This window comes from Pseudomonas sp. VEM90, from assembly GCF_054611535.1.
The window spans coordinates 125,435-145,547 of record NZ_JBTRAR010000003.1 but is presented as its reverse complement, the minus strand read 5'-3'; the positions used below and the strand labels follow the sequence as shown (position 1 = coordinate 145,547).

Here is a 20,113-nt window from a genome sequence, read left to right as displayed (position 1 = left end):
AGCAGGCCCGGCCCTTTCGCGGGTGAACCCGCTCCTACAGCGCGCCGAAGACCTTCTTGGCCAGGCTGGTAGCCGCGGCTGCCGGGTTCTGGCGAATGCTCTGCTCCTGTTTGCCGATCATCTCGAACAGGCCATCCAGTGCCTTCTCGGTCACGTAGTTCTCGATATTGGCGTCATCCTTGACCAGCCCCAGGCCTTTGGCCTGGGCAGCGAAGGCATTGTACTGCTGGGCCACGCCGACCTTGTCGGTGGCCTGCTTGACGATTGGCAGGAACTTGGCGCGGATCTGCTCGCGGCTGCTCTTGTTCAGGTACTGGGTGGCCGAGTCGTCACCGCCGCTGAGAATGCCCTTGGCATCGGTCACGCTCATGTTCTTCACGGCATCCACCAAAATCGCCTGGGCCTGCGGCACGGCAGCCTCGGCGGCCTTGTTCATGCTGGTTTCCAGGGCTTCGACCTGTTCACCCTTGCCGAACATTTTCATCGCCTTGGCAGCTTTGCCCAGATTGCCTGGCAGCTCGATGCGCACGTCCGGGTTGTTGCTGAAGCCGCCTGGGGCACTCAGTTGCTTGACGGCCAGTTGCGCACCTTGGGTCAGGGCGTCCTTCAGGCCGCCGGTGGCGTCTTTCTGGCTGAGGTCGCCCAGCGACAGGGCCAGGGCACTGGCCGACAGCAGCAGGCCGGCGCACAGGGTGGTGAAGCGCAGGGAAGTGCGGATCATGAAGCTTTCCTTGTAAACGGATGAGGACGGGTATCAGCGAACCTGGTCTACCTTGATGCGTACCGATTGCGGGTCACTGCCATCGAGCGCGACACCGTGGTGTTCGGTATTGATGAACAGCAACTTGCCATTCAGCTCGATGCGCGCGCTCACCGCGTAGCGGTGGCCAGGCTTGACCTGCGCGGGGTCATAAGTGAGATGGAAGGGCAGCGGCACGTTGCCTTTGACCGGGCCGGCCTGGCGCGCCAGTGTCACGGCAGGGGCGTCCATCAGCGACACATCCTGCAGTTCCACGCTCAGGGTGGCGGCAGGCGGCAGGGCAATACGCTGCAGGTAGAAGACTTCTCCGTCCAGACTGGCCTGGTTGTGTGGCGGTTGACTGGAACAGGCTGCAAGCAGGGATGCGCAACACAGCATAAAGAGTTTTTTCATGGAATCTCCGGTGTCCTTGGAGCTGGCTTGTGGCCAACCCCAGGGACTTTAGCGGATTTTACCGACCGATGAACCGTTAGAGGGTCGAAGTTTCCAGCCCGTCCTCCCGGTGCAGGGCCACCTGGCGGATCGACAGACGCAGCTCGGCCGACAGCACACGCTTGGCCACGCCCTCGGCCAGCTCGCCGAGCTTGTCGTGATAACCCAGCTTGCCTTGCGCGTCGGCGTGCAGCACGCCTTGCTGAAGCAGGGTCTGGATGAAGTGGCGGAACAGCGTCTTGTCGAAGAACTCCGGCGCGTTCAGGCCATGCAGGATCGACAGGCGCTGGGCCATCATCACGCACAAGTCTTCCAGCGCTTCGGCGCTCAGGCTGTTCTGCCCGCTGTTGATCAGCAGCGAGGTGGCCATGTAGAAGCGCTGCAGGGTCTGGGTGATGGTGCGGGCAAGCAGGGTCAGCAACACGAACTGCCGCGAGCTGGGCGCCGGGCGCACGTACAGGTCGTTGTCCTGGCGCAGCAGGCCCTGTTCCACCAACGCGACCAGCCATTGGTCGATGACCTCGTCCAGCTGTTCTGGTGTCCAGCGCAGGAACAGTTCGGCCTGCAGGTAGGGGTAAAGCGCGTGCACATACTGGCCCAGCAGTTGGCGGCTCATGCGTGAACTGCTGAGGAAGAAGCTGGCCAGCAGCGCCGGCAGGGCGAAGATGTGCAGCACGTTGTTGCGGTAATAGGTCATCAGTACCGCATTGCCTTCATCCAGATAGAGGATGCGGCCCAGGGCGTCCTTCTGCTCGGCCACCAGGTTCATGCTGCGTACATGTTCGATCAATGCCTGGCCGTCGCCCTCGGGCAGGGTGGTGTGCGGCGAGTAGGGCACTTGGCGCAGGAGCGCCAGGTACAGGTCGAGTACGCGGGTCAGGGCGCGTTCGTCCAGGGCAAGGCGGCTGGTGGACAGCAGTGCCAGGGCCACCAGGTTGACCGGGTTGATGGCGGCTGCCTCGTTGAGGTGACGGGCCACGGTTTCTCCCAGGCGAGCGGTGGTAGCGTTGAGCCAGTCCGGACGGTACTGCGGACCGTGATCCTGGTCACGCCAGCCGGGCTGCTGCTGGTCGAGGAAACCAGCCAGGCGGATGGGTTCGCCGAAGTTGACGTAGACCTGGCCAAAGCGCTGCTTGAGTGCGCCGAACACCTTGAAGATGTCGAACACCGACTCCTTCTTCTTGCTGGCGCCGCGCAGTTCGCCCAGGTAGGTACGGCCTTCGAGCACGCGCTCGTAGCCGATGTACACCGGCACGAACACGATTGGTGTACGCGACGAACGCAGGAAGCTGCGCAGGGTAATGGCCAGCATCCCGGTGCGCGGCTGCAACATGCGCCCGGTGCGCGAGCGGCCGCCTTCGACGAAGTACTCGACCGGGAAACCCTTGGTGTACAGCGTGTGCAGATACTCGTTGAACACTGCCGTGTAAAGCGGGTTGCCCTTGAACGTGCGGCGCATGAAGAAGGCGCCGCCACGGCGTAGCAGGTTACCCACCACCGGCATGTTGAGGTTGATGCCCGCCGCCACGTGCGGCGGGGTGAGGCCGTTGCGGAACAGCAGGTACGACAGCAGCAGGTAGTCGATGTGGCTGCGGTGGCACGGCACGTAGATCACTTCATGGCCAGGGGCGATACCCTGTACCTGTTCGATGTGGTTGACCTTGATGCCGTCGTAGATCTTGTTCCAGAACCAGCTGAGCACCACTTCGAGGAAGCGGATGGCGGTGTAAGTGTAGTCCGAGGCTATCTCGTTGCCGTAGCGCAGTGCCTGGGCCTCGGCTTTGGCCAGCGGCAGGTTCTCGCGCTGCGCTTCGTCGGCAATCGCCTGGCGCACTTGCGGAGCATGGACCAGGCCTTTGACCAGGGTGCGCCGGTGCGAGATGTCCGGGCCGATGACAGCAGTCTTGAGGTTGCGAAAGTGCACGCGCATCAGGCGCTGGGCCATGCGCACGGTGCGCTCGTGGCCTTTGTTGTGCTGCACCAGTTCGCGCAGGTGGATTGGCGCGGAGAATTGTACCCGGGTCTTGCGCCCCAGGATCAGTACGGTCAGCAGCCGGCGCAGGCGCCCGGTTACCGCCCAGCTGTCGGCGAACAGCAGCTTCCAGGGGCTGGACTCGCTGGCCGGGGTCTGGCCCCAGAACACGCTGACAGGAATGATCTGCGCATCTTCTTCGGCATGCTGTCTGACGGCAGCCACCAGGCGCTCGAGCGTGGGCGGGGCGCCACTTTTGTCCTGCCGGCCGAGCCAGTCCGGGTCGGGGGTCAGGTAGAAGAACGCGGCGGGTTCCTGCAGTGGGCCGACGGCTACCGGCAGCACCGGGCGCGGCAGCCCCGCCTTGGTGCACTCGTGGTCGAGCACGGCCAGGTCGGTGAGCGCGGGCGAGGGCAGCGCATAGAACACCGGCCGACTGCGGTCCAGGTTGAGGGTCATGGAAGACTGGTTGATGGTCTCGGAGCGCACCCACAGGTACAACAGGCGACGCAGGCCGCCGAAGATCAGGCGGCGCAGGGGGGAACGGGTCATGGGGTGTGTGCCCTGGGTGTGATTATCAGGTGAGTATCCTGCTATTTAGTCTGCCGTATCGGCGTAAGTTCAGCAAAATTCGGCCAACAGCGGGGCCGTCATCAATTTTTTTTGTTCTGTGTCATATACTCGGCCTGCCACTTGCAGGATATTTCGGCAAGCGGCGTTGGCATGGGGCAGGTGACCTCATGCCTGCAAGGCGATCTTCACAATAAAAATCCGGAGTAGTTCAGATGTCGTCTCGTGAGACTGGGAATGTAAAGTGGTTCAACGATGCCAAGGGTTACGGCTTCATTCAGCGCGAAGGTGGTGCAGATGTGTTCGTCCACTATCGGGCGATTCGCGGTGAGGGGCATCGTACCCTGGTCGAAGGGCAGCGGGTGGAGTACGCCTGCGTGCAGGGCCAGAAAGGCCTGCAAGCCGAAGACGTAGTGGGCCTCTGAGCCTCTGGTTTCAAGCCGTAGGAGCGGGCTTGCCCGCGAAGCAGCCACCACGGTGGCTGCCACGGGCATGGCCCGTGTTCGCGGGTAAACCCGCTCCTACAGAAACGAGCAAGGCTGCCGTTTCATGATGTACGCCAGGTGATTTCCTCCTCACCGTCGGCGCTGATGCGGACCCAGCGGTCGGCATCTTCTTCCCCGTCTTCCTCAACCCAGCCACCCGGCGCACAGCGCACTTCCACACCCAGCGCGGCAAATGCAGCCCTGGCGCAGGCAACGTCATCGGCCCACGGCGTCTGGTCGCTTTCCAGGTACAGGCTGTTCCATTTCCCTACAGCCTTGGGTAACCAAGTGACCGGAATGTTACCGGCATGGCATTTGAAGGTCTGGCCTTTCTGCTTCCATTCAGTGCACGGGCCGATTGCCTGGGCAAGCCACTCGGCAATCTGCTTGTGGTCGACGTCGGCGTCCTTCAGGTAGATCTCGATATCAGGTTGACGCATAAGGGCTCCGGTGTGCTCAGTCTTGGCGCACGAAATAGTCATAACGCATGGAAACCGTGACCTCGAACGGCTCGGGCTGGTCGATCACCCGGGCACGTTTTTCGGCGCTGGCGCGCCAGCCGTGTGGGGTCATGGCCAGCAGGTCGGCGCGGGCCTTGGGCGCGGCCAGGCTCAGGCGGAACTCGAGGGTTTCGCTGTGGGCATGGGCCATGCCTTCAGGGACCAGGGCCAGGTGCTTGTCGTCGGCGTAAGGGCGTACTTCATCGTAGAGCACTTCACGCAGTTCCATCAGATGGCCGCTGGTCGGGCCGACCCGCATCAGGCCGCCGCCGGGGCTGAGCAAACGCTTGGCCTCGGCCCAGTCCAGCGGGCTGAAAACGCTGGCGATGAACTGGTAGCTGGCGTCGGTCAGCGGTACGCGGGCCATGCTGGCGACCATCCAGGTGACCGCCGGTGCTCGGCGGCAGGCACGCTTGACCGCTTCGCGGGAGATGTCCAGCGCATAGCCGTCGGCGGCCGGCAAGGCCTGGGCGACCTGTGCGGTGTAGTAACCCTCGCCGCAGCCGATGTCCAGCCAGGCGCCAGGCTGGCGCTCGGCGGCCAGCTCGGCCAGGCGGCGGGCGACTGGCGCGTAATGGCCGGCGTCGAGAAAGTCGCGGCGTGCCTCGACCATGGCCTGGTTGTCACCGGGGTCGCGGCTGTTCTTGTGCTGCACCGGCAGCAGGTTCAGGTAACCCTGGCGGGCGCGGTCGAAGCGGTGGCCAGCCGGGCACACCACACCATTGTCGAGCCGGCTCAGCGGCGCCTGGCAAAGCGGGCAGGCAAGCATCAGGCGAGCAACCGGACCAGGGTCTGGTAGTAGATTTCGGTCAGCAGATCGAGGTCGCTGGCAAGGATCCGCTCGTCAACCTGGTGGATGGTGGCGTTGACCGGGCCGAGTTCGACTACCTGGGTGCCCATGGTTGCGATGAAACGGCCATCGGAGGTGCCGCCGCTGGTGGAGGGCTGGGTTTCGCGACCGGTGACGCCCTTGATGCTGGCCGCCACGGCGTCGAGCAGCTCGCCTGGTTCGGTCAGGAATGGCAGGCCCGACAGTGCCCAATCGACCGACCAGTCCAGTTCATGCTTGTCGAGAATCGCCGACACTCGGGCCTGCAGGCCTTCGACGGTGGACTCGGTAGAGAAGCGGAAGTTGAACAGCGCGGTCAGCTCGCCCGGGACCACGTTGGTGGCGCCGGTGCCGGAATTGACGTTGGAGATCTGGAAGCTGGTTGGCGGGAAAAACGCGTTGCCTTCGTCCCAGTGCTCGGCAGCCAGTTCCGCCAGGGCCGGGGCGGCCAGGTGGATCGGGTTGCGCGCCAGGTGCGGATAGGCCACATGGCCCTGCTTGCCGCGTATGGTCAGCTTGGCGCCCAGTGAACCACGGCGGCCGTTCTTGACCACGTCGCCCAGCAAGGTGGTGCTGGACGGTTCGCCGACGATGCACCAGTCCAGGCGCTCGTTGCGCGCTTTCAGGCGCTCGACTACCGCCTTGGTGCCGTGGTGGGCCGGGCCTTCCTCGTCGCTGGTGATCAGAAACGCGACCTTGCCGCGATGGTTCGGGTAGTCCTGCACAAAGCGCTCGCTGGCGATGACCATGGACGCCAGGCTGCCCTTCATGTCGGCGGCGCCACGACCGCAGAGCATGCCGTCGGCGTCGATCAGCGCCTCGAACGGTTCATGCTGCCATTGCTGGACCGGGCCGGTGGGCACCACGTCGGTGTGGCCGGCAAAGCACAGCACCGGGCCTTCCTGGTTGCCGTGGGTGGCCCAGAAGTTGTCGACGTCTTCGATGCGCATCGGCTCCAGCTGGAAACCAACGGCGCCCAGACGGTTCATCATCTGCGCCTGGCAATCGGCATCGACGGGGGTGACCGAGGGACGACGGATCAGGTCGCAGGCCAGTTGAAGGGTAGGCGAGAGCTCGGCAGGGGCCGTCATGGGGGACTCCGGGGCAAGGCAAGGCGGGGAAATCTGAGGGGCGTTATCTTATATCAAATGGTTTCGGGCAGCACGGCCCATTCGCGGTCGTGCCCGCGAATGGGCTGCACAGGTCAGCCCAGGCAACTTCAAGCCTGCTGCGCTTCGGCAGCCTTTTCTGCGGGCTTGGGCAGCGACGACAGGAACGCCATCACCAGCGCTGCCACATATGGCAACGACTGCACCAGCAACATCGCCACCCAGAAGCGCATGTCCGAGCTCGGCAGCCCCTGCACCAGGTAGATGCCCAGCGCCGCGCCCCACAGCAGCACCATGATGAACAGCTCTTCACGCGCTTCGGAAATTGCCACCAGCAACCCATGGCTGTCAGCATTCTTCGGCGTGCGGAAGAACGGCATGCTGCTGGTGAAGAAGCCATACAGGACCGCCTTGGCGATGGTGTGCGACAGTGCCAGCCCGGCCAGTGCAGCTGCGAAGGCATCCTTGAGGTTCACCCCCACCGCTCGGCGGTACAGGAAGACGATCTTGCCGACTTTGAAGAAGAACAGCGCCAGCGGCGGGATGGCGAAGATCATCAGTGGCGGGTCGACCCGATGCGGCACGATGATCATCGCCGCCGACCACAACAGCGCGCCGATGGTGAAGAAGATGTTCATGCCATCGGCGATCCACGGTAGCCAGCCGGCCAGGAAGTGGTAGCGCTGGCCACGGGTCAGCTGGCTGCCTTTGCCGCGCAGCAGCGCACCGGCGTGGTGCTTGATGATCTGGATGGCGCCGTAGGCCCAGCGGAAGCGTTGCTTCTTGAAGTCGATGAAGGTGTCGGGCATCAGGCCCTTGCCGTAGCTGTTGTGGGCGTAGGCGGCGGACAGGCCTTTCTCGAACACGCGCAGCCCCAGCTCGGCATCCTCGCAGATGCACCATTCGGCCCAGCCCAGTTCTTCCAGCACACTGCGCCGGGTCATGGTCATGGTGCCGTGCTGGATGATCGCGTCACGGTCGTTGCGGGTGACCATGCCGATGTGGAAGAAGCCCTTGTATTCGCTGTAGCACAGCTTCTTGAAGGCACTCTCGTGCTGGTCGCGGTAATCCTGCGGTGACTGCACCACGGCAATTTTCGGATCGGCGAAGTGCGGCACCATGTGCTTGAGCCAGTTGCGGTCGACGCAGTAGTCCGAGTCGATTACCGCGATCACTTCGGCGTCCTTGGCCGTGTGCGGGATCAGGTAATTCAGTGCACCGCCCTTGAAGCCGGCCAGAGGCGCGACGTGGAAGAACTTGAAGCGCTCGCCAAGCTTCTCGCAGTGGGCCATGAGCGGCTCCCACACGGCCGGGTCCTTGGTGTTGTTGTCGATCACCAGTACTTCGTAGTCGGGGTAGTCCAGGGCGGCCAGGGCGTCGAGGGTTTGTTTCACCATCTCAGGTGGCTCGTTGTAGCACGGCACGTGCACCGACACCTTGGGCCGGTAGGCACTGTCGGCCTGCACGGGCAGGAATTCGCGGCGGCGCTTGTGTATCCAGACCGCCTCGGCCAGCTCGTGGGCTTCGGTGAGCAACACGATGAACACGCCCAGCGCGCCGAGGGCCAGCAGCACGCCCACGGTCAGGCTGAACCAGGTGCTGTATTGCTGGCTGTAGTCATAGGCGATCCACACCAGTACCGACCCGCACAGGAAGGTGATGAACGTCAGGAAGGTACGGCCACGCTGGCGCAGGGCCGAGCCATCGATGAACAGCACCATCAGGGCGATCATTGCCAGCACCACCGACGCCACTGCCAGGGCCCGCCACTGCGGGATCGCCACCACGGGGCCGTCGAAGTTGAACTTCTGCTGGCGCTCGGCGTTGTAGACGCCCCAGTAGGCGCCTACCGAGCCTTCGTCGCTGGCCTTCCAGGGTTGGTCATAGGCTTCAATGACAAAGTAGTTGTAGCCACGGCGGTTGAGGGTATTGACCAGGGTGCGCAAGTAGATGGCCTGGTCGGCCTGTGTGGCATCGGCACCACCGCGCATGCGGCCGTTGCTCGGCCAGCCGACTTCCGACAGCAGCAGGGGTTTGCGCGGGAACTGGTGCTTCAGTTCACGGGCGCGGTCGAGGACGAACTCGACCGAGTCCTTCATTGGCACGAACTCCCAGTAGGGCAGGATGTGCGCGGCAATCAGGTCGACGTGCCTGGCCAGCTCAGGATGTTCCTTCCAGATGTGCCATTGTTCACTGGTGGTCACAGGCACCTTCACGGCTGCGCGTACCTGGTCCAGGTATTTGATCAGGTTTTCCGGTGTGACTTCTTCACGGAACAGCGCCTCGTTGCCGACCACCACCCGCACCACGCTGCGCGAGGTATTGGCCAGCTGGATGGCCGTGGCGATCTCGCGCTCGTTGCGCTCCAGGTCCGGGCTGATCCATATCCCCAGCGTCACCCGCAGGCCGAACTCTTCGGCCAGGCGCGGGATGTCGGCCTGAGTGCCCTCCACGGTGTAGATACGGATGCTGTCGGTCAGTTTGCTCAGTTGCTCCAGGTCCTGGCGCAGTTCTTCGTCAGTGGGGTACTGACCCTTCTGCGGGCTTTCGCCCAGGCGGAACGGCGAATACGAAAAGCCAGAAATCTGTTCTGGCCAGGCGGGGGCGAAGACCGGGCGGTTGATCAGTGCCCAGAACCCGGTGAACAGTGCGGCGATGGCCAGCACCACTACCAGGTTCAGGCCGAATTTACGTGAAGACATCGTCGTCCATTCGTGGCGAAGTGATAGGACATTAAAGCAGTGTTGGTAGTCTCTTTCCTAACGATGCAGGCCTTGGGGCTGCTGGCATATAATGCGTGCCGGTTTTTTGGGGTATGAACATGAGCACAGAAGATCCACGCTTTGCCGGCGTTGCCCGGTTGTATGGCGACCAAGGGCTGCAGCGGCTGGGCCAGGCCCATGTGGGCGTGGTCGGTATCGGCGGGGTGGGCTCGTGGGTGGCCGAAGCGCTGGCCCGCAGCGGCGTGGGCGAAATCACCCTGTTCGACCTGGACGATGTCTGTGTCAGCAACACCAACCGCCAGACCCATGCGCTGGAAGGGCAGGTGGGGCGGCCCAAGGTCGAGGTCATGGCCGAGCGCCTGCGGGCGATCAACCCCGGGTGCACGGTGCATGCGGTGGCCGACTTCGTCACCCGCGAGACCATGGCCGAATACATCACCGAGCACCTCGACTGCGTGATCGACTGCATCGACAGCGTCATGGCCAAGGCGGCGCTGATCGCCTGGTGTCGGCGGCGCAAGATTGCCATTGTCACTACCGGTGGCGCGGGTGGCCAGATCGACCCGACGCAGATCCAGATCGCCGACCTGAACAAGACCTTCAACGACCCGTTGGCGTCACGGGTGCGTTCCACCCTGCGCCGCGACTACAACTTTTCGCGTAACGTCAGCCGCAACTATGGCGTGCCGTGCGTGTTCTCCAGCGAACAGCTGCGTTACCCCAAGGGTGATGGCAGCGTTTGCTTGCAGAAAAGCTTCGTGGGTGAGGGCGTGCGCCTGGACTGCTCGGGTGGCTTTGGTGCAGTGATGATGGTGACCGCGACCTTTGGCATGGTAGCGGCGAGCAAGGCGATCGAGAAGCTGGTGGCTGGAGCGCGCCGGCCGTCGGAACGGGTCAAGCCTGAATAGACCGCGTGGGCGTCTTCGCGGGCCCGCCCGGTCCCACAGGTACTGCATCTCTCTCAAGCATGACGCCGTACCTGTGGGAGCGGGCAGGCCCGCGAAGAAACCGGCGCCGATTCAGCGGTTGGACGCCAACTCCGCCATCCGCTGCAACACCGCATGCAGCCCATTGCTGCGCGACGGCGACAATTGGCGTTCCAGCCCGAGCTGGGTAAACCACTCGCGCAGATCAATCCCGGCCAGCTCCTCACTGGCCAGTCCCTGCACCCGCACCAGCAACAGCGCCAGCAGCCCACGCAACAAGCGGGCATCGCTGCTGGCCTTGAACCGCCATACTCCCTCGATCTGCTCGGCCACCAGCCACACCAGGCTCTCGCAGCCATGCACCCGGTTGGCCTCGGTCCTTTCGGCATCAGCCAGCGGCTCCAGGCGGTCACCCCACTGCATCAGCAACCGAGCACGCTGTTCCCAGCCTTTGCCCTGTTGAAAAGCTACCAGCGCTTGATGCGCCTGTTCCGGCAGGCTCATCGCAACAGCTCCAGGCCTTGATCCAGCGCGTCGAAGAAATGTTGCAAGTCATCGCTGTCGTTGTACAAACCCAGCGACACCCGTATCGCGCCCTCTAGCCCCATCCCCTTCAGCAGTGGCATGGCACAGTGGTGACCGGCACGCACGGCAATGCCCTGTTCAGTCAGCAGATGAGCGATATCGGCGTTGTGCACGCCCTCGATGACGAAACTGGCCAGGGCCGTCTGCGGTGCACCCAACACCCGCACACCTTCGCGGTCGCCCAGGCCACGCAGCAGGTGCTGGTGCAGGTTGGCTTCATGCGCTGCGACCGCATGGGCATCGAGGCTGGCCAGGTAGTCCAGTGTTGCGCCCAGGCCTATCACTCCGGCAATGGGCGGCGTACCCGCCTCGAATCCCAGGGGCGCGGGGCGGAAGCTGGCGCTGTGGTATTCGGCCAACTGCACCATCTCGCCACCGAACTGCCAGTGGCGCAACAGCTCCAGGGCCTGGGCGCGACCATAGAGCACGCCGACGCCGTCTGGACCGTACAGCTTGTGGCTGGAAAACACATAGAAGTCGCAGCCCAGTTGCTGCATGTCATGGCGACCATGCACCACGCCTTGGGCACCATCGACCACAGTCAGCGCGCCCTGGGCGCGGGCATGGGCCAGTAGCGCTGGTAGCGGCTGCCAGGTACCCAGCACGTTGGACAGCTGGCTGACGGCGAGCACCCGGGTGCGCGGGCCGATCAGTTGCAGTGCCTGTTCCTGGTCGATACGGCCATGGGCATCCAGCGGCAGCACCACCAGGCGCAGGTTGCGCCGGTGCGCCAGCTGTTGCCAGGGCAGCAGGTTGGCATGGTGCTCCAGGGCACTGACGGCAATTTCGTCACCGGCTTCGAGGCGGTGCTCCAGGCCATAGGCCAGCAGGTTCAGCGCCGAGGTAGCACCGTGGGTGAACACGATCTGCCGCGAGTCTGCGGCATTGAGCCAGGCGGCGACCTTGTCGCGGCTGGTTTCGAAGGCCTGGGTCGCCAGCGCGCCGGGCAAATGTTGGGCGCGGTGCACGTTGGCCGCGCCATGGCCGTAGTAATGGCTCAGGGCGTCGAGCAGGGCTTGCGGCTTCTGGGTGGTGGCTGCGCTGTCCAGGTATGTCTGGTGCTGCCGTTGCAGGGCGGCGATGGCGGGAAAGTCGGCACGCCAGGGAGAGGGCTGAAACATGTTTGCGAGGCCTGGAATGAAAATCGGGTCTGGTGCATTGGCGCCAGACCCGATCTTAACACCTCAAACCCGGCAAGGTTCTCAGTTGTGAGCGTGCAGCGCTTCGTTCAGCTCGATGGCCGACTTGTGGGTCTTGCACTCAACTGCGCCGTTGAGCGAGTTGCGACGGAACAGAAGGTCGGTCTGGCCGGCCAGATCGCGGGCCTTGACCACTTTGACCAGCTCGTTGTTCTCGTCCAGCAGGTTCACCTTGGTGCCTGCGGTGATATACAGGCCGGCTTCGACGGTGTTGCGGTCGCCCAGCGGAATACCGATGCCTGCGTTGGCGCCGATCAGGCAGCCCTCGCCAACCTTGATGACGATGTTGCCGCCACCGGACAGGGTGCCCATGGTCGAGCAGCCGCCGCCCAGGTCCGAACCTTTGCCAACGAATACGCCAGCGGAAACGCGGCCTTCGATCATGCCCGGGCCTTCGGTGCCAGCATTAAAGTTGACGAAGCCTTCGTGCATGATGGTGGTGCCTTCGCCGATGTAGGCACCCAGGCGCACACGGGCGGTGTCGGCGATACGCACGCCGGCCGGTACCACGTAGTCGGTCATTTTCGGGAACTTGTCCACCGAGAACACTTCCAGCAGCTCGCCCTTCAGGCGTGCTTCCAGTTGCAGCTCGGCCAGCTCGCCCAGGTCGACTGCGCCCTGGTTGGTCCAGGCCACGTTCGGCAGCAGCGGGAAGATGCCGGCCAGGCTTACGCCATGCGGTTTGACCAGTCGGTGCGACAGCAGGTGCAGCTTGAGGTAGGCCTCTGGAGTCGAGCTCAGAGCGGCGTCTTCGGCCAGCAGGGTGGCGACCAGCGGCTTGTGGCTCTCTGCCAGGCGGGTCAGCAGGGCGGCCTGGGCGGCGTCCACGCCTTTTACGGCTTCGGCCAGTTGCGCGGCCTGGGCGTTGCTGAAGGCGATGGCCTGGTTGCCACCTTCGTAACCGAGAACAGGGGCGACTGCAGCAACCAGTTCGGCGCTCGGGTTGAGCAGCGGTTGTGCGTAGAACACTTCCAGCCAGGCGCCCTGGCGGTTCTGGGAGCCGACACCGAAGGCCAGGCTGAACAGGGTATTGGACATGTGATTACCTCGTGCGAAATAGGGTGGGGGCTCAGGCCAGGGCAGCGGCGTACAGGTCGGGCTTGAACCCGACCAGGGTACGCGCGCCAAGGTCGAGCACCGGGCGTTTGATCATCGACGGCTGGGCCAGCATCAGCTCGACGGCCTTGGCCTGGTCGAGGTCTGCCTTGCTGGCGTCGTCCAGCTTGCGGAAGGTGGTGCCGGCACGATTGAGGATGACTTCCCAGCCGTGTTCGGCGCACCAGCGGTTCAGGCTGTCACGGTCGATGCCTTGGGTTTTGTAATCATGGAATTCGTAGGCGATGGCGTTGTCTTCGAGCCAGGTACGCGCCTTTTTCATGGTGTCACAGGCTTTGATGCCGTAGAGCGTGTAGGTCATTGTGTACATTGGGGTTACAAGTCGCCCCAATCTCTCCGTTTTCCGATGTCAGTCGCGGGATTATGCGGGAACGATCCTCGCGGCGCCACGCCCGTGGCGCCCCTGTTTATTGATCAGGATGTGTTCAAGCGACCAGGCGCTGGACCGACCCGATGATCTCATCGCCGTGTTGCTGTTCGGCTGTGCGCAGGTCGAAGGCCGTCTGCAGGTTGAGCCAGAACTCAGGGGTGGTGTCCAGGCAGATGGACAGACGCAGTGCCATGTCGGCGGATACACCGCCCCGTTCGCGCAGGATGTTGTTGACGGTTGGCGTTGCTACACCCAACGCCCTGGCCAGAGCCGCGGCGCTGAAGCCCATTTCCTTCTGGAAGTCCTCCCGCAGGATTTCACCCGGATGGATTGGACGCATACCGTTCTTGAGCATGATGCACCTCAGTGGTAATCGACAATTTCAACGTTAACTGGCCCGTGTTCTGTCCAGGTGAAGCACAACCGCCATTGGTCATTTACACGGATACTGTGTTGGCCGGCGCGGTTGCCGCTCAGTGACTCGAGGCGATTGCCAGGTGGCGACCTAAGGTCTCGCAACTCTGTTGCGGCATCGAGCATGGCCAGTTTGCGCTCCGCGACTGACTTGATATCTGACCAACGCCGTGTCTTTCCCGTTGTGAAGAGCGCTTCCGTGTCGGCACAGCTAAAGCTTCGAATCATGAGCCTGAATGCTTAACGTTATTCGTTAATGTCGATTATACGACGGGATCGCTGTAGTTCAAGTCTTCAATAACGGGGCACGCCACTCGCAAGCTCCGGTCACATCTGCTGGGTATCATCATGTTACATATTCACCCGTCACCTGCGACTATCGTGCAGCGGCCCCGAACCGTCGGTCGCCGCTAACATATTGTTCCAATGGCGATGTCTCGCCTTGATATAGTTTCTGGTTCACAAAGGAAGCTTTCCCGGATGCAGTCCGCCTACACCGTTCTCATCCTGCTGACGCTGGTCAGCCTGTCGAAGCTGGTCGGCCGTGTGATTCCGCTGCCATTGCCGCTGGTACAGATTGCCGCCGGTGCCTTGCTGGCGTGGCCGACGCTGGGCCTGCATGTAGCCCTTGACCCCGAATTGTTCCTGTTCCTGTTCCTGCCTCCGCTGCTGTTCGCCGACGGCTGGCGCATCCCCAAGCGTGAGTTATGGCGCATTCGTGGCCCGGTAGTGGCGCTGGCCGTGGGGCTGGTGTTGTTCACCGTGGTCGGCGCCGGTTACTTCATCCACTGGTTGTTGCCGAGCATCCCGTTGCCGGTGGCCTTCGCCCTGGCCGCAGTGCTTTCGCCGACCGACGCCGTGGCCGTTTCGGCCATTGCCCAGGACCGCCTGCCCACTCCCCTGATGCACATGCTGCAGGGCGAGGCGCTGATGAACGACGCGTCGGGCCTGGTAACCTTCAAGTTCGCCTTGGCGGCGGCGATCACCGGGGTGTTTTCGTTGGCTGACGCCGGCTTCAGCTTCGTGTTGGTCGCACTGGGCGGCCTTGCGGTGGGCGTGATACTGAGCTGGTTGATCGGTCGCCTGCGCATGTGGATGATCACCCGGGGCTGGGACGATCCGGCTACCCATGTGGTCTTCATGCTGCTGCTGCCGTTCGCCGCCTACGTGCTGGCCGAGCGTGTGGGTGTTTCGGGCATTCTCTCGGCGGTGGCGGCCGGCATGATGCAGAGCTGGCTCGACCTGCTGCCGCGTCAGACCAGTACCCGCCTGCTCAACCGCAGTGTGTGGTCGTTGCTGGAGTTTGCCTTCAATGGCCTGATCTTCCTGTTGTTGGGCTTGCAGTTGCCAAACATCATCAAGGCTGTGGTCAGCCACGAAGCGACCCTCTGGCCGACATTGGCCTACCGCTGCCTGGACGTGGTGGCGATCTTTGCCGCACTGATTCTGTTGCGGTTCATCTGGGTCCAGAGTATCTGGCGCTCGATCGGTGTGGTCCGTCGCTGGCGCGGCAAGCCGGCACTGGTGCTGATGCCTACGGCGCGTTCCTGCTGGTTGCTGACCTTGGGTGGTGTGCGCGGCGCTGTCACCCTGGCGGGTGTCATGTCGATCCCGTTGCTGATAGGGGCTGGTACAGCTTTCCCGGAGCGTGACCTGCTTATCTTCATTGCTGCGGGGGTAATACTGCTGTCGTTGATCAGTGCCTGCCTTGCCCTGCCGCTGTTACTGCGAGGGGTGACCAAGAGCCCTGACGAGCGCTTGCACCAAGAGGTGCAGGAAGCCTGGCGGCGCACAGCCGAGGCGGCGATTCATGCCTTGGAGGCAGAAGAGGTGATCGACAGCAACGCACCGCAGGATGCTGCGCAGGCAACCTTGGCGACCGAGTTGAAGGCGCGCTTGATGGCTGAATACCGGGATGAGCTGGAAAGCTACGACGACAGTGCCGAAGCCAAGGCCCTGGCCGCACAGATGGACTTGCTGGAGCGGCGTTTACGCTTGCGTGCCCTGAGGGCCCAGCGGCTGGAACTGTACAACCTGCATCGTCAGCACCTGGTGGGCGATGAGGTGGTGCGGCAAGTACTGGGTGAGCTGGATATGAGTGAGGCGAACCTGGGTTCAGTCAAGTAGACCCTATCAAGGCCCTTCGCGGGCGTGCCCGCGAAGGGGTTGATCAGCGGTTTTGCAGGAAGGCGCGAATCCGCTCCGCCGCCTCGATGCATTCGGCCAGTGGCGCAACCAGTGCCATGCGCACGCGCCCGGCACCCGGGTTCACCCCGTCCACTTCACGCGACAGGTACGACCCCGGTACCACGGTCACATGCTGGGCTTCGAACAGGTCACGGGTGAACTCGGCATCGTCGCCCGGTACCTTGGCCCACAGGTAGAAACTGCCGTCCGGGCGTTGCACGTCCAGTACCGGCTGCAGAATATCCAGCACGGCATCGTACTTGGCCCGGTATTGGTCGCGGTTGTCGCGCACATGCGCCTCGTCCTGCCAGGCGGCGATGCTGGCCAGTTGGGTTTGTACCGGCATCGCGCAGCCGTGGTAGGTGCGGTACAGCAGAAACGGCTTGATGATCCGGGCATCGCCGGCGACGAAGCCCGAGCGCAGCCCTGGCAGGTTGGAGCGCTTGGACAGGCTGTGGAACACCACGCAGCGCGCAAAATCGCTACGGCCTAGCTCGGCGCATGCCGTCAACAGGCCTGGCGGTGGCGCGTCTTCGTCGAAGTACAGCTCGCTGTAGCACTCGTCGGCGGCGATCACGAAGTCGTGCTCGTCAGCCAGGGCAATCAGCTTCTTCAGGGTGTTCATCGGCACCAGCGCACCCGTAGGGTTGCCCGGCGAGCACAGGAACAGGATCTGGCAACGCTTCCACACTTCGGCCGGTACGGCGTCGAAGTCCGGGTTGAAACCGTTGTTCTCCAGGCACGGCAGGTAGTGCGGGGTGGCGCCGGCCAGCAGCGCTGCGCCTTCGTAGATCTGGTAGAACGGGTTGGGGCTGATCACCAGGCCGTCATCGGCGCGGTTGACCACGGCCTGGGTGAAGGCGAACAGCGCTTCACGGGTGCCGTTGACCGGCAGGATGTGGCGGTCGGCGTCCAGCCAGCCGGCTGGCACACCAAAGCGTCGTTCGCACCACTGGCCGATGGCCTGGCGCAGGGCTGGCAGACCGATCGTGCTGGGGTAGACCGCCAGCTTGTCGAGGTTGTCGGCCATGGCCTGGGCGACGAACGCCGGCGATTCGTGCTTCGGCTCACCGATCGACAGGGCGATGGCGCGTTTGTCCGCCGCGGGCTTCACGCTGCCCAGCAGGGCACGAAGCTTTTCGAACGGATAGGGCTGAAGCTGGGTCAAGGCATGGTTCATCGGCGCGAGGTCTCGTCAATCGTCTAATCGTTAAATGGTCACGCGGGTCTGGCTGGTGTCGCTACCTTGGCCGGCCTGCAGTTGCTGCACGATGGCTTCCTGCAGGCGGCTGCACAGTTGCGGGTCTGACAGCGGCTGGTTGTCGGCATCGGTAATGAAGAACACGTCTTCAACCCGCTCGCCGAGGGTGGCGATCTTGGCGTTTTGCAGCGACAGGTCGAACTCCAGGAAGATCCGCCCCAGTCGGGCCAGCAGGCCCGGGCGGTCTGGCGCGGTGATTTCGAGGATGGTCACCGGCCGCTGGGCATCGTTGAGGATGGTCACTTGCGGCGGGAAGTCGAAGTGCTTGAGCTGCCGCGGCACCCGGCGCTGGATGATGGTCGGGTAGTCCTCGGGGTTGCGCAGCGCTTCGGTCAGGCCGTCGCGAATCTGCTTGACCCTCTGCGGGTTGTCGCCGATCGAGCCACCGTCGTTGTCCAGCACAATGTAGGTGTCGAGGGTGAACTGGCTGCTCGACGTGATGATCCGTGCGTCGTGGATGTTCAGGTTCAACTGTGACATGGCCGCCACCGTCACGGCGAAGAAATCGTGCTGGTCGGGGGCATAGATGAAGATCTGCGTGCCGCCTTCGAACTCGCGCTGGGTGGTTTCCTTGATCAGCACCAGCGGCCCGCCGTCGGCCGGTTGCTGCAGGATCGCATCCGTGTGCCAGGCCACGTCGGCGGCTGTGTGCTTGAGGAAATAGTCATCGCCCAGTTGCGCCCATAGCTGCTCGACGTCGTCCGGGTCGGTGCCCTCGCGCACCAGGATATCCAGCGCTGACGACTGGGTCTGGCGAATCTGCTCTTCGCGGTCCAGCGGGTTTTCCAGGCCGCGGCGCAGGGCGCGCTTGGTCTCGGTATACAGCTGGCGCAGCAGGCTGGCCCGCCACGAGTTCCACAGGCTCGGGTTGGTGGCGTTGATGTCGGCCACGGTCAGCACGTACAGGTAGTCAAGGCGCGTCTCGTCGCCCACGTGCAGGGCAAAGTCGTTGATCACCTGTGGGTCGGACAAGTCCTTGCGCTGGGCGGTAGTCGACATCACCAGGTGGTTCTGCACCAGCCAGACGATCAGGCGGCTGTCCCAGGCCGGCAACTGGTGCCGTTCGCAGAACTTCTGCGCGTCCACCGCACCGATTTCCGAGTGGTCGCCCTGGCGACCCTTGCCGATGTCGTGGTACAGGCCGGCCAGGTAGATCAACTCGGGTTTGGGCAGGCGCCCCATGAGCTTGCTGGCCAGCGGGAATTTCTCGGACACCGGCGTGTATTGCAGCTTGCGCAGGTGCTTGATGAGGTTGAGGGTGTGCGCGTCGACCGTATAGATGTGGAACAGGTCATGCTGCATCTGCCCGACGATCAGGCCGAACTCTGGCAGGTAGCGGCCAAGAATGCCGTAGCGGTTCATCCGGCGCAGGTTGCGGTGGATGCCGATTTCGCACTTGAACAGCTCGATGAACAGGCTGGTATTGCGGATATCAGTGCGGAACGTGTCATCGATCAGGTGGCGGTGTTCGCGCAGCAAGCGCACGGTATCGGCACGCACCCCCTTGATCTCGGGGTGTTGGGCCATCAGTACGAAAATTTCCAGCATGGCGAACGGCGTGCGCTTGAACACGTTCGGGTTGGCGGCCTCTATATAGCCGTCATGCAGGCGGAACCGCGCGTTCAGCGGCTGGGTGCTGCCACTCTCCTCGTCGGCGAGGATAACTTCTTCGAAGTGCTGGATGATCAGGTCGCACAGCTGGCTGATGCTCATCACCACCCGGTAGTACTGCTGCATGAACTGTTCGATCGCCCGCTTGGGGTTTTCATCGCTGTAGCCCAGCAGCGTGGCGATGCTGCGCTGGTGGTCGAACAGCAGGCGGTCTTCGGCGCGTCCGGCCAGCATGTGCAGGGCATAACGGACTTTCCAGAGGAAGTCCTGGGACGAAGCCAGCAGTTCATTCTCGCTTTCCAGCAAGAAGCCTTCGCCGGCCAGTGCATGCAGGTTGAGCGTCCCGTACTGGCGGCGGGCCACCCAAAGGACCGTCTGGATGTCACGCAGGCCGCCTGGCGAACCCTTGACGTTGGGTTCGAGGTTGTACTCCGTGTCGTTGTACTTGTGGTGGCGGGCCTTGAGTTCGGCGCGCTTGGCCAGGAAGAATTCCTTGCTCGGCCACATTTGCGCGGTGCTGGTGACTTCCAGCATGCGCTGGCGCAAGGCCTCGGGGCCGGCGATGGTGCGGCTTTCCATCAGGTTGGTGATTACCGTCAGGTCGGCGCGGGCCTGTTCGGCGCACTCGTCGACGGTGCGCACGCTCTGGCCGACTTCCAGGCCAATGTCCCACAGCAAGGTCAGAAAGCGCTCAATGGCGTCGCGGTACTGTTCGTGCTCGGCCGCGCCCAGCAGAATCAGCAGGTCGATGTCCGAGTGCGGGTGCAGTTCACCGCGCCCGTAGCCGCCCACCGCAACCAGGGCAATGCCGCTCTGGTCGCCCCAGTCGAACTGGTTCCACGCCTGTTGCAGGATATTGTCGACGAGCCAGGCGCGGGCCTCGATCAGCGGGCGGATGTCGCTGCCGGCGCTAAAACGTTTGTCGAGCACCTCGCCGGCCAGGCGGATGGCTTTCTTGAAGGCGGCGATGGGGCTCGCCTTGAGGGCCAGTTCCGCCTGGAACTGGCCACGGTCGAACAGCTCGGGGTCCACCTGGGGCATCGCGTCACGTTCCTGTCGTGGGG

General features: G+C 63.4%; 18 protein-coding genes. 3 read left to right on the top strand and 15 right to left on the bottom strand.

The features are described 5' to 3' along the window. Nucleotides 1–34 precede the first annotated feature (34 nt). The 3 genes from ACYCCG_RS04810 to plsB all read right to left on the bottom strand — a co-directional run bounded on the left by ACYCCG_RS04810 (nt 35) and on the right by plsB (nt 3,716). Entirely contained in the window at nt 35–721 is a 687-nt protein-coding gene (locus ACYCCG_RS04810) for a DUF4197 domain-containing protein (protein ID WP_274147774.1), read from the bottom strand. 33 nt (nt 722–754) lie between these two features. Further along, nucleotides 755–1,153: a YbaY family lipoprotein gene (locus ACYCCG_RS04805; RefSeq protein WP_176682744.1), complete on the bottom strand. Its 399-nt coding sequence runs from the start codon at nt 1,151–1,153 to the stop codon at nt 755–757. Between the two features lie 76 nt (nt 1,154–1,229). Further along, complete coding sequence (gene plsB, locus ACYCCG_RS04800; protein ID WP_209963940.1) at nt 1,230–3,716, bottom strand: glycerol-3-phosphate 1-O-acyltransferase PlsB; 2,487 nt, start codon at nt 3,714–3,716, stop codon at nt 1,230–1,232. Between the two features lie 233 nt (nt 3,717–3,949). Between plsB and ACYCCG_RS04795 the strand changes: the two genes are divergently transcribed. Continuing rightward, nucleotides 3,950–4,159, top strand: coding sequence for a cold-shock protein (locus ACYCCG_RS04795; protein WP_003252255.1), 210 nt, complete (start codon nt 3,950–3,952; stop codon nt 4,157–4,159). Between the two features lie 122 nt (nt 4,160–4,281). Here the strand turns inward: ACYCCG_RS04795 and ACYCCG_RS04790 are convergent, their stop codons facing one another. The 4 genes from ACYCCG_RS04790 to ACYCCG_RS04775 all read right to left on the bottom strand — a co-directional run bounded on the left by ACYCCG_RS04790 (nt 4,282) and on the right by ACYCCG_RS04775 (nt 9,359). Continuing rightward, nucleotides 4,282–4,659 (bottom strand): hypothetical protein, encoded by a 378-nt coding sequence (locus ACYCCG_RS04790; RefSeq protein WP_176682746.1) that lies wholly within the window; start codon nt 4,657–4,659, stop codon nt 4,282–4,284. A gap of 16 nt (nt 4,660–4,675) precedes the next feature. Next, a complete protein-coding gene (locus ACYCCG_RS04785; protein WP_459669570.1) occupies nt 4,676–5,488 on the bottom strand; it encodes a putative RNA methyltransferase in 813 nt (270 codons plus the stop codon). After that, nucleotides 5,488–6,639 carry a succinyl-diaminopimelate desuccinylase gene (dapE, locus tag ACYCCG_RS04780; RefSeq protein ID WP_209963949.1) on the bottom strand — a complete coding sequence of 384 codons (1,152 nt, stop codon included), beginning with the start codon at nt 6,637–6,639 and terminating at the stop codon, nt 5,488–5,490. Before dapE ends, ACYCCG_RS04785 begins: the two co-directional genes overlap by 1 nt. A 128-nt stretch (nt 6,640–6,767) precedes the next feature. Then, complete coding sequence (locus ACYCCG_RS04775; protein ID WP_459669567.1) at nt 6,768–9,359, bottom strand: glycosyltransferase; 2,592 nt, start codon at nt 9,357–9,359, stop codon at nt 6,768–6,770. 119 nt (nt 9,360–9,478) lie between these two features. Here ACYCCG_RS04775 and tcdA point away from each other — a divergent pair, with 119 nt between their 5' ends. Beyond that, complete coding sequence (gene tcdA / locus ACYCCG_RS04770; RefSeq protein ID WP_339443469.1) at nt 9,479–10,288, top strand: tRNA cyclic N6-threonylcarbamoyladenosine(37) synthase TcdA; 810 nt, start codon at nt 9,479–9,481, stop codon at nt 10,286–10,288. Between the two features lie 111 nt (nt 10,289–10,399). Here tcdA and ACYCCG_RS04765 read toward each other — a convergent pair whose 3' ends face one another. From ACYCCG_RS04765 to graT, 6 genes are all read right to left on the bottom strand, one after another. Then, nucleotides 10,400–10,810 carry a SufE family protein gene (locus tag ACYCCG_RS04765; protein WP_176682750.1) on the bottom strand — a complete coding sequence of 137 codons (411 nt, stop codon included), beginning with the start codon at nt 10,808–10,810 and terminating at the stop codon, nt 10,400–10,402. Next, complete coding sequence (locus ACYCCG_RS04760) at nt 10,807–12,012, bottom strand: cysteine desulfurase (protein ID WP_176682751.1); 1,206 nt, start codon at nt 12,010–12,012, stop codon at nt 10,807–10,809. Before ACYCCG_RS04760 ends, ACYCCG_RS04765 begins: the two co-directional genes overlap by 4 nt. A gap of 81 nt (nt 12,013–12,093) precedes the next feature. After that, on the bottom strand, nt 12,094–13,128 hold the full coding sequence (gene dapD / locus ACYCCG_RS04755) for a 2,3,4,5-tetrahydropyridine-2,6-dicarboxylate N-succinyltransferase (RefSeq protein WP_019437665.1): 1,035 nt from the start codon (nt 13,126–13,128) through the stop codon (nt 12,094–12,096). 31 nt (nt 13,129–13,159) lie between these two features. Then, complete coding sequence (locus tag ACYCCG_RS04750; RefSeq protein WP_180689362.1) at nt 13,160–13,507, bottom strand: ArsC family reductase; 348 nt, start codon at nt 13,505–13,507, stop codon at nt 13,160–13,162. 124 nt (nt 13,508–13,631) lie between these two features. Beyond that, entirely contained in the window at nt 13,632–13,931 is a 300-nt protein-coding gene (gene graA / locus ACYCCG_RS04745) for a type II toxin-antitoxin system antitoxin GraA (protein ID WP_003252274.1), read from the bottom strand. Nucleotides 13,932–13,939: 8 nt separating this feature from the next. Next, complete coding sequence (gene graT, locus ACYCCG_RS04740) at nt 13,940–14,218, bottom strand: type II toxin-antitoxin system toxin GraT (RefSeq protein WP_176682753.1); 279 nt, start codon at nt 14,216–14,218, stop codon at nt 13,940–13,942. 252 nt (nt 14,219–14,470) lie between these two features. On the opposite strand from graT, the gene ACYCCG_RS04735 reads away from it, so the two are divergent. Further along, complete coding sequence (locus ACYCCG_RS04735) at nt 14,471–16,117, top strand: Na+/H+ antiporter (protein WP_209963960.1); 1,647 nt, start codon at nt 14,471–14,473, stop codon at nt 16,115–16,117. A 43-nt stretch (nt 16,118–16,160) separates the two neighbouring features. On the opposite strand, the gene dapC is transcribed toward ACYCCG_RS04735, so the two are convergent. Next, entirely contained in the window at nt 16,161–17,357 is a 1,197-nt protein-coding gene (gene dapC, locus ACYCCG_RS04730; RefSeq protein ID WP_339443475.1) for a succinyldiaminopimelate transaminase, read from the bottom strand. 30 nt (nt 17,358–17,387) lie between these two features. After that, nucleotides 17,388–20,090: a [protein-PII] uridylyltransferase gene (locus ACYCCG_RS04725; RefSeq protein WP_176682756.1), complete on the bottom strand. Its 2,703-nt coding sequence runs from the start codon at nt 20,088–20,090 to the stop codon at nt 17,388–17,390. Between the last annotated feature and the right edge of the window lie 23 nt (nt 20,091–20,113).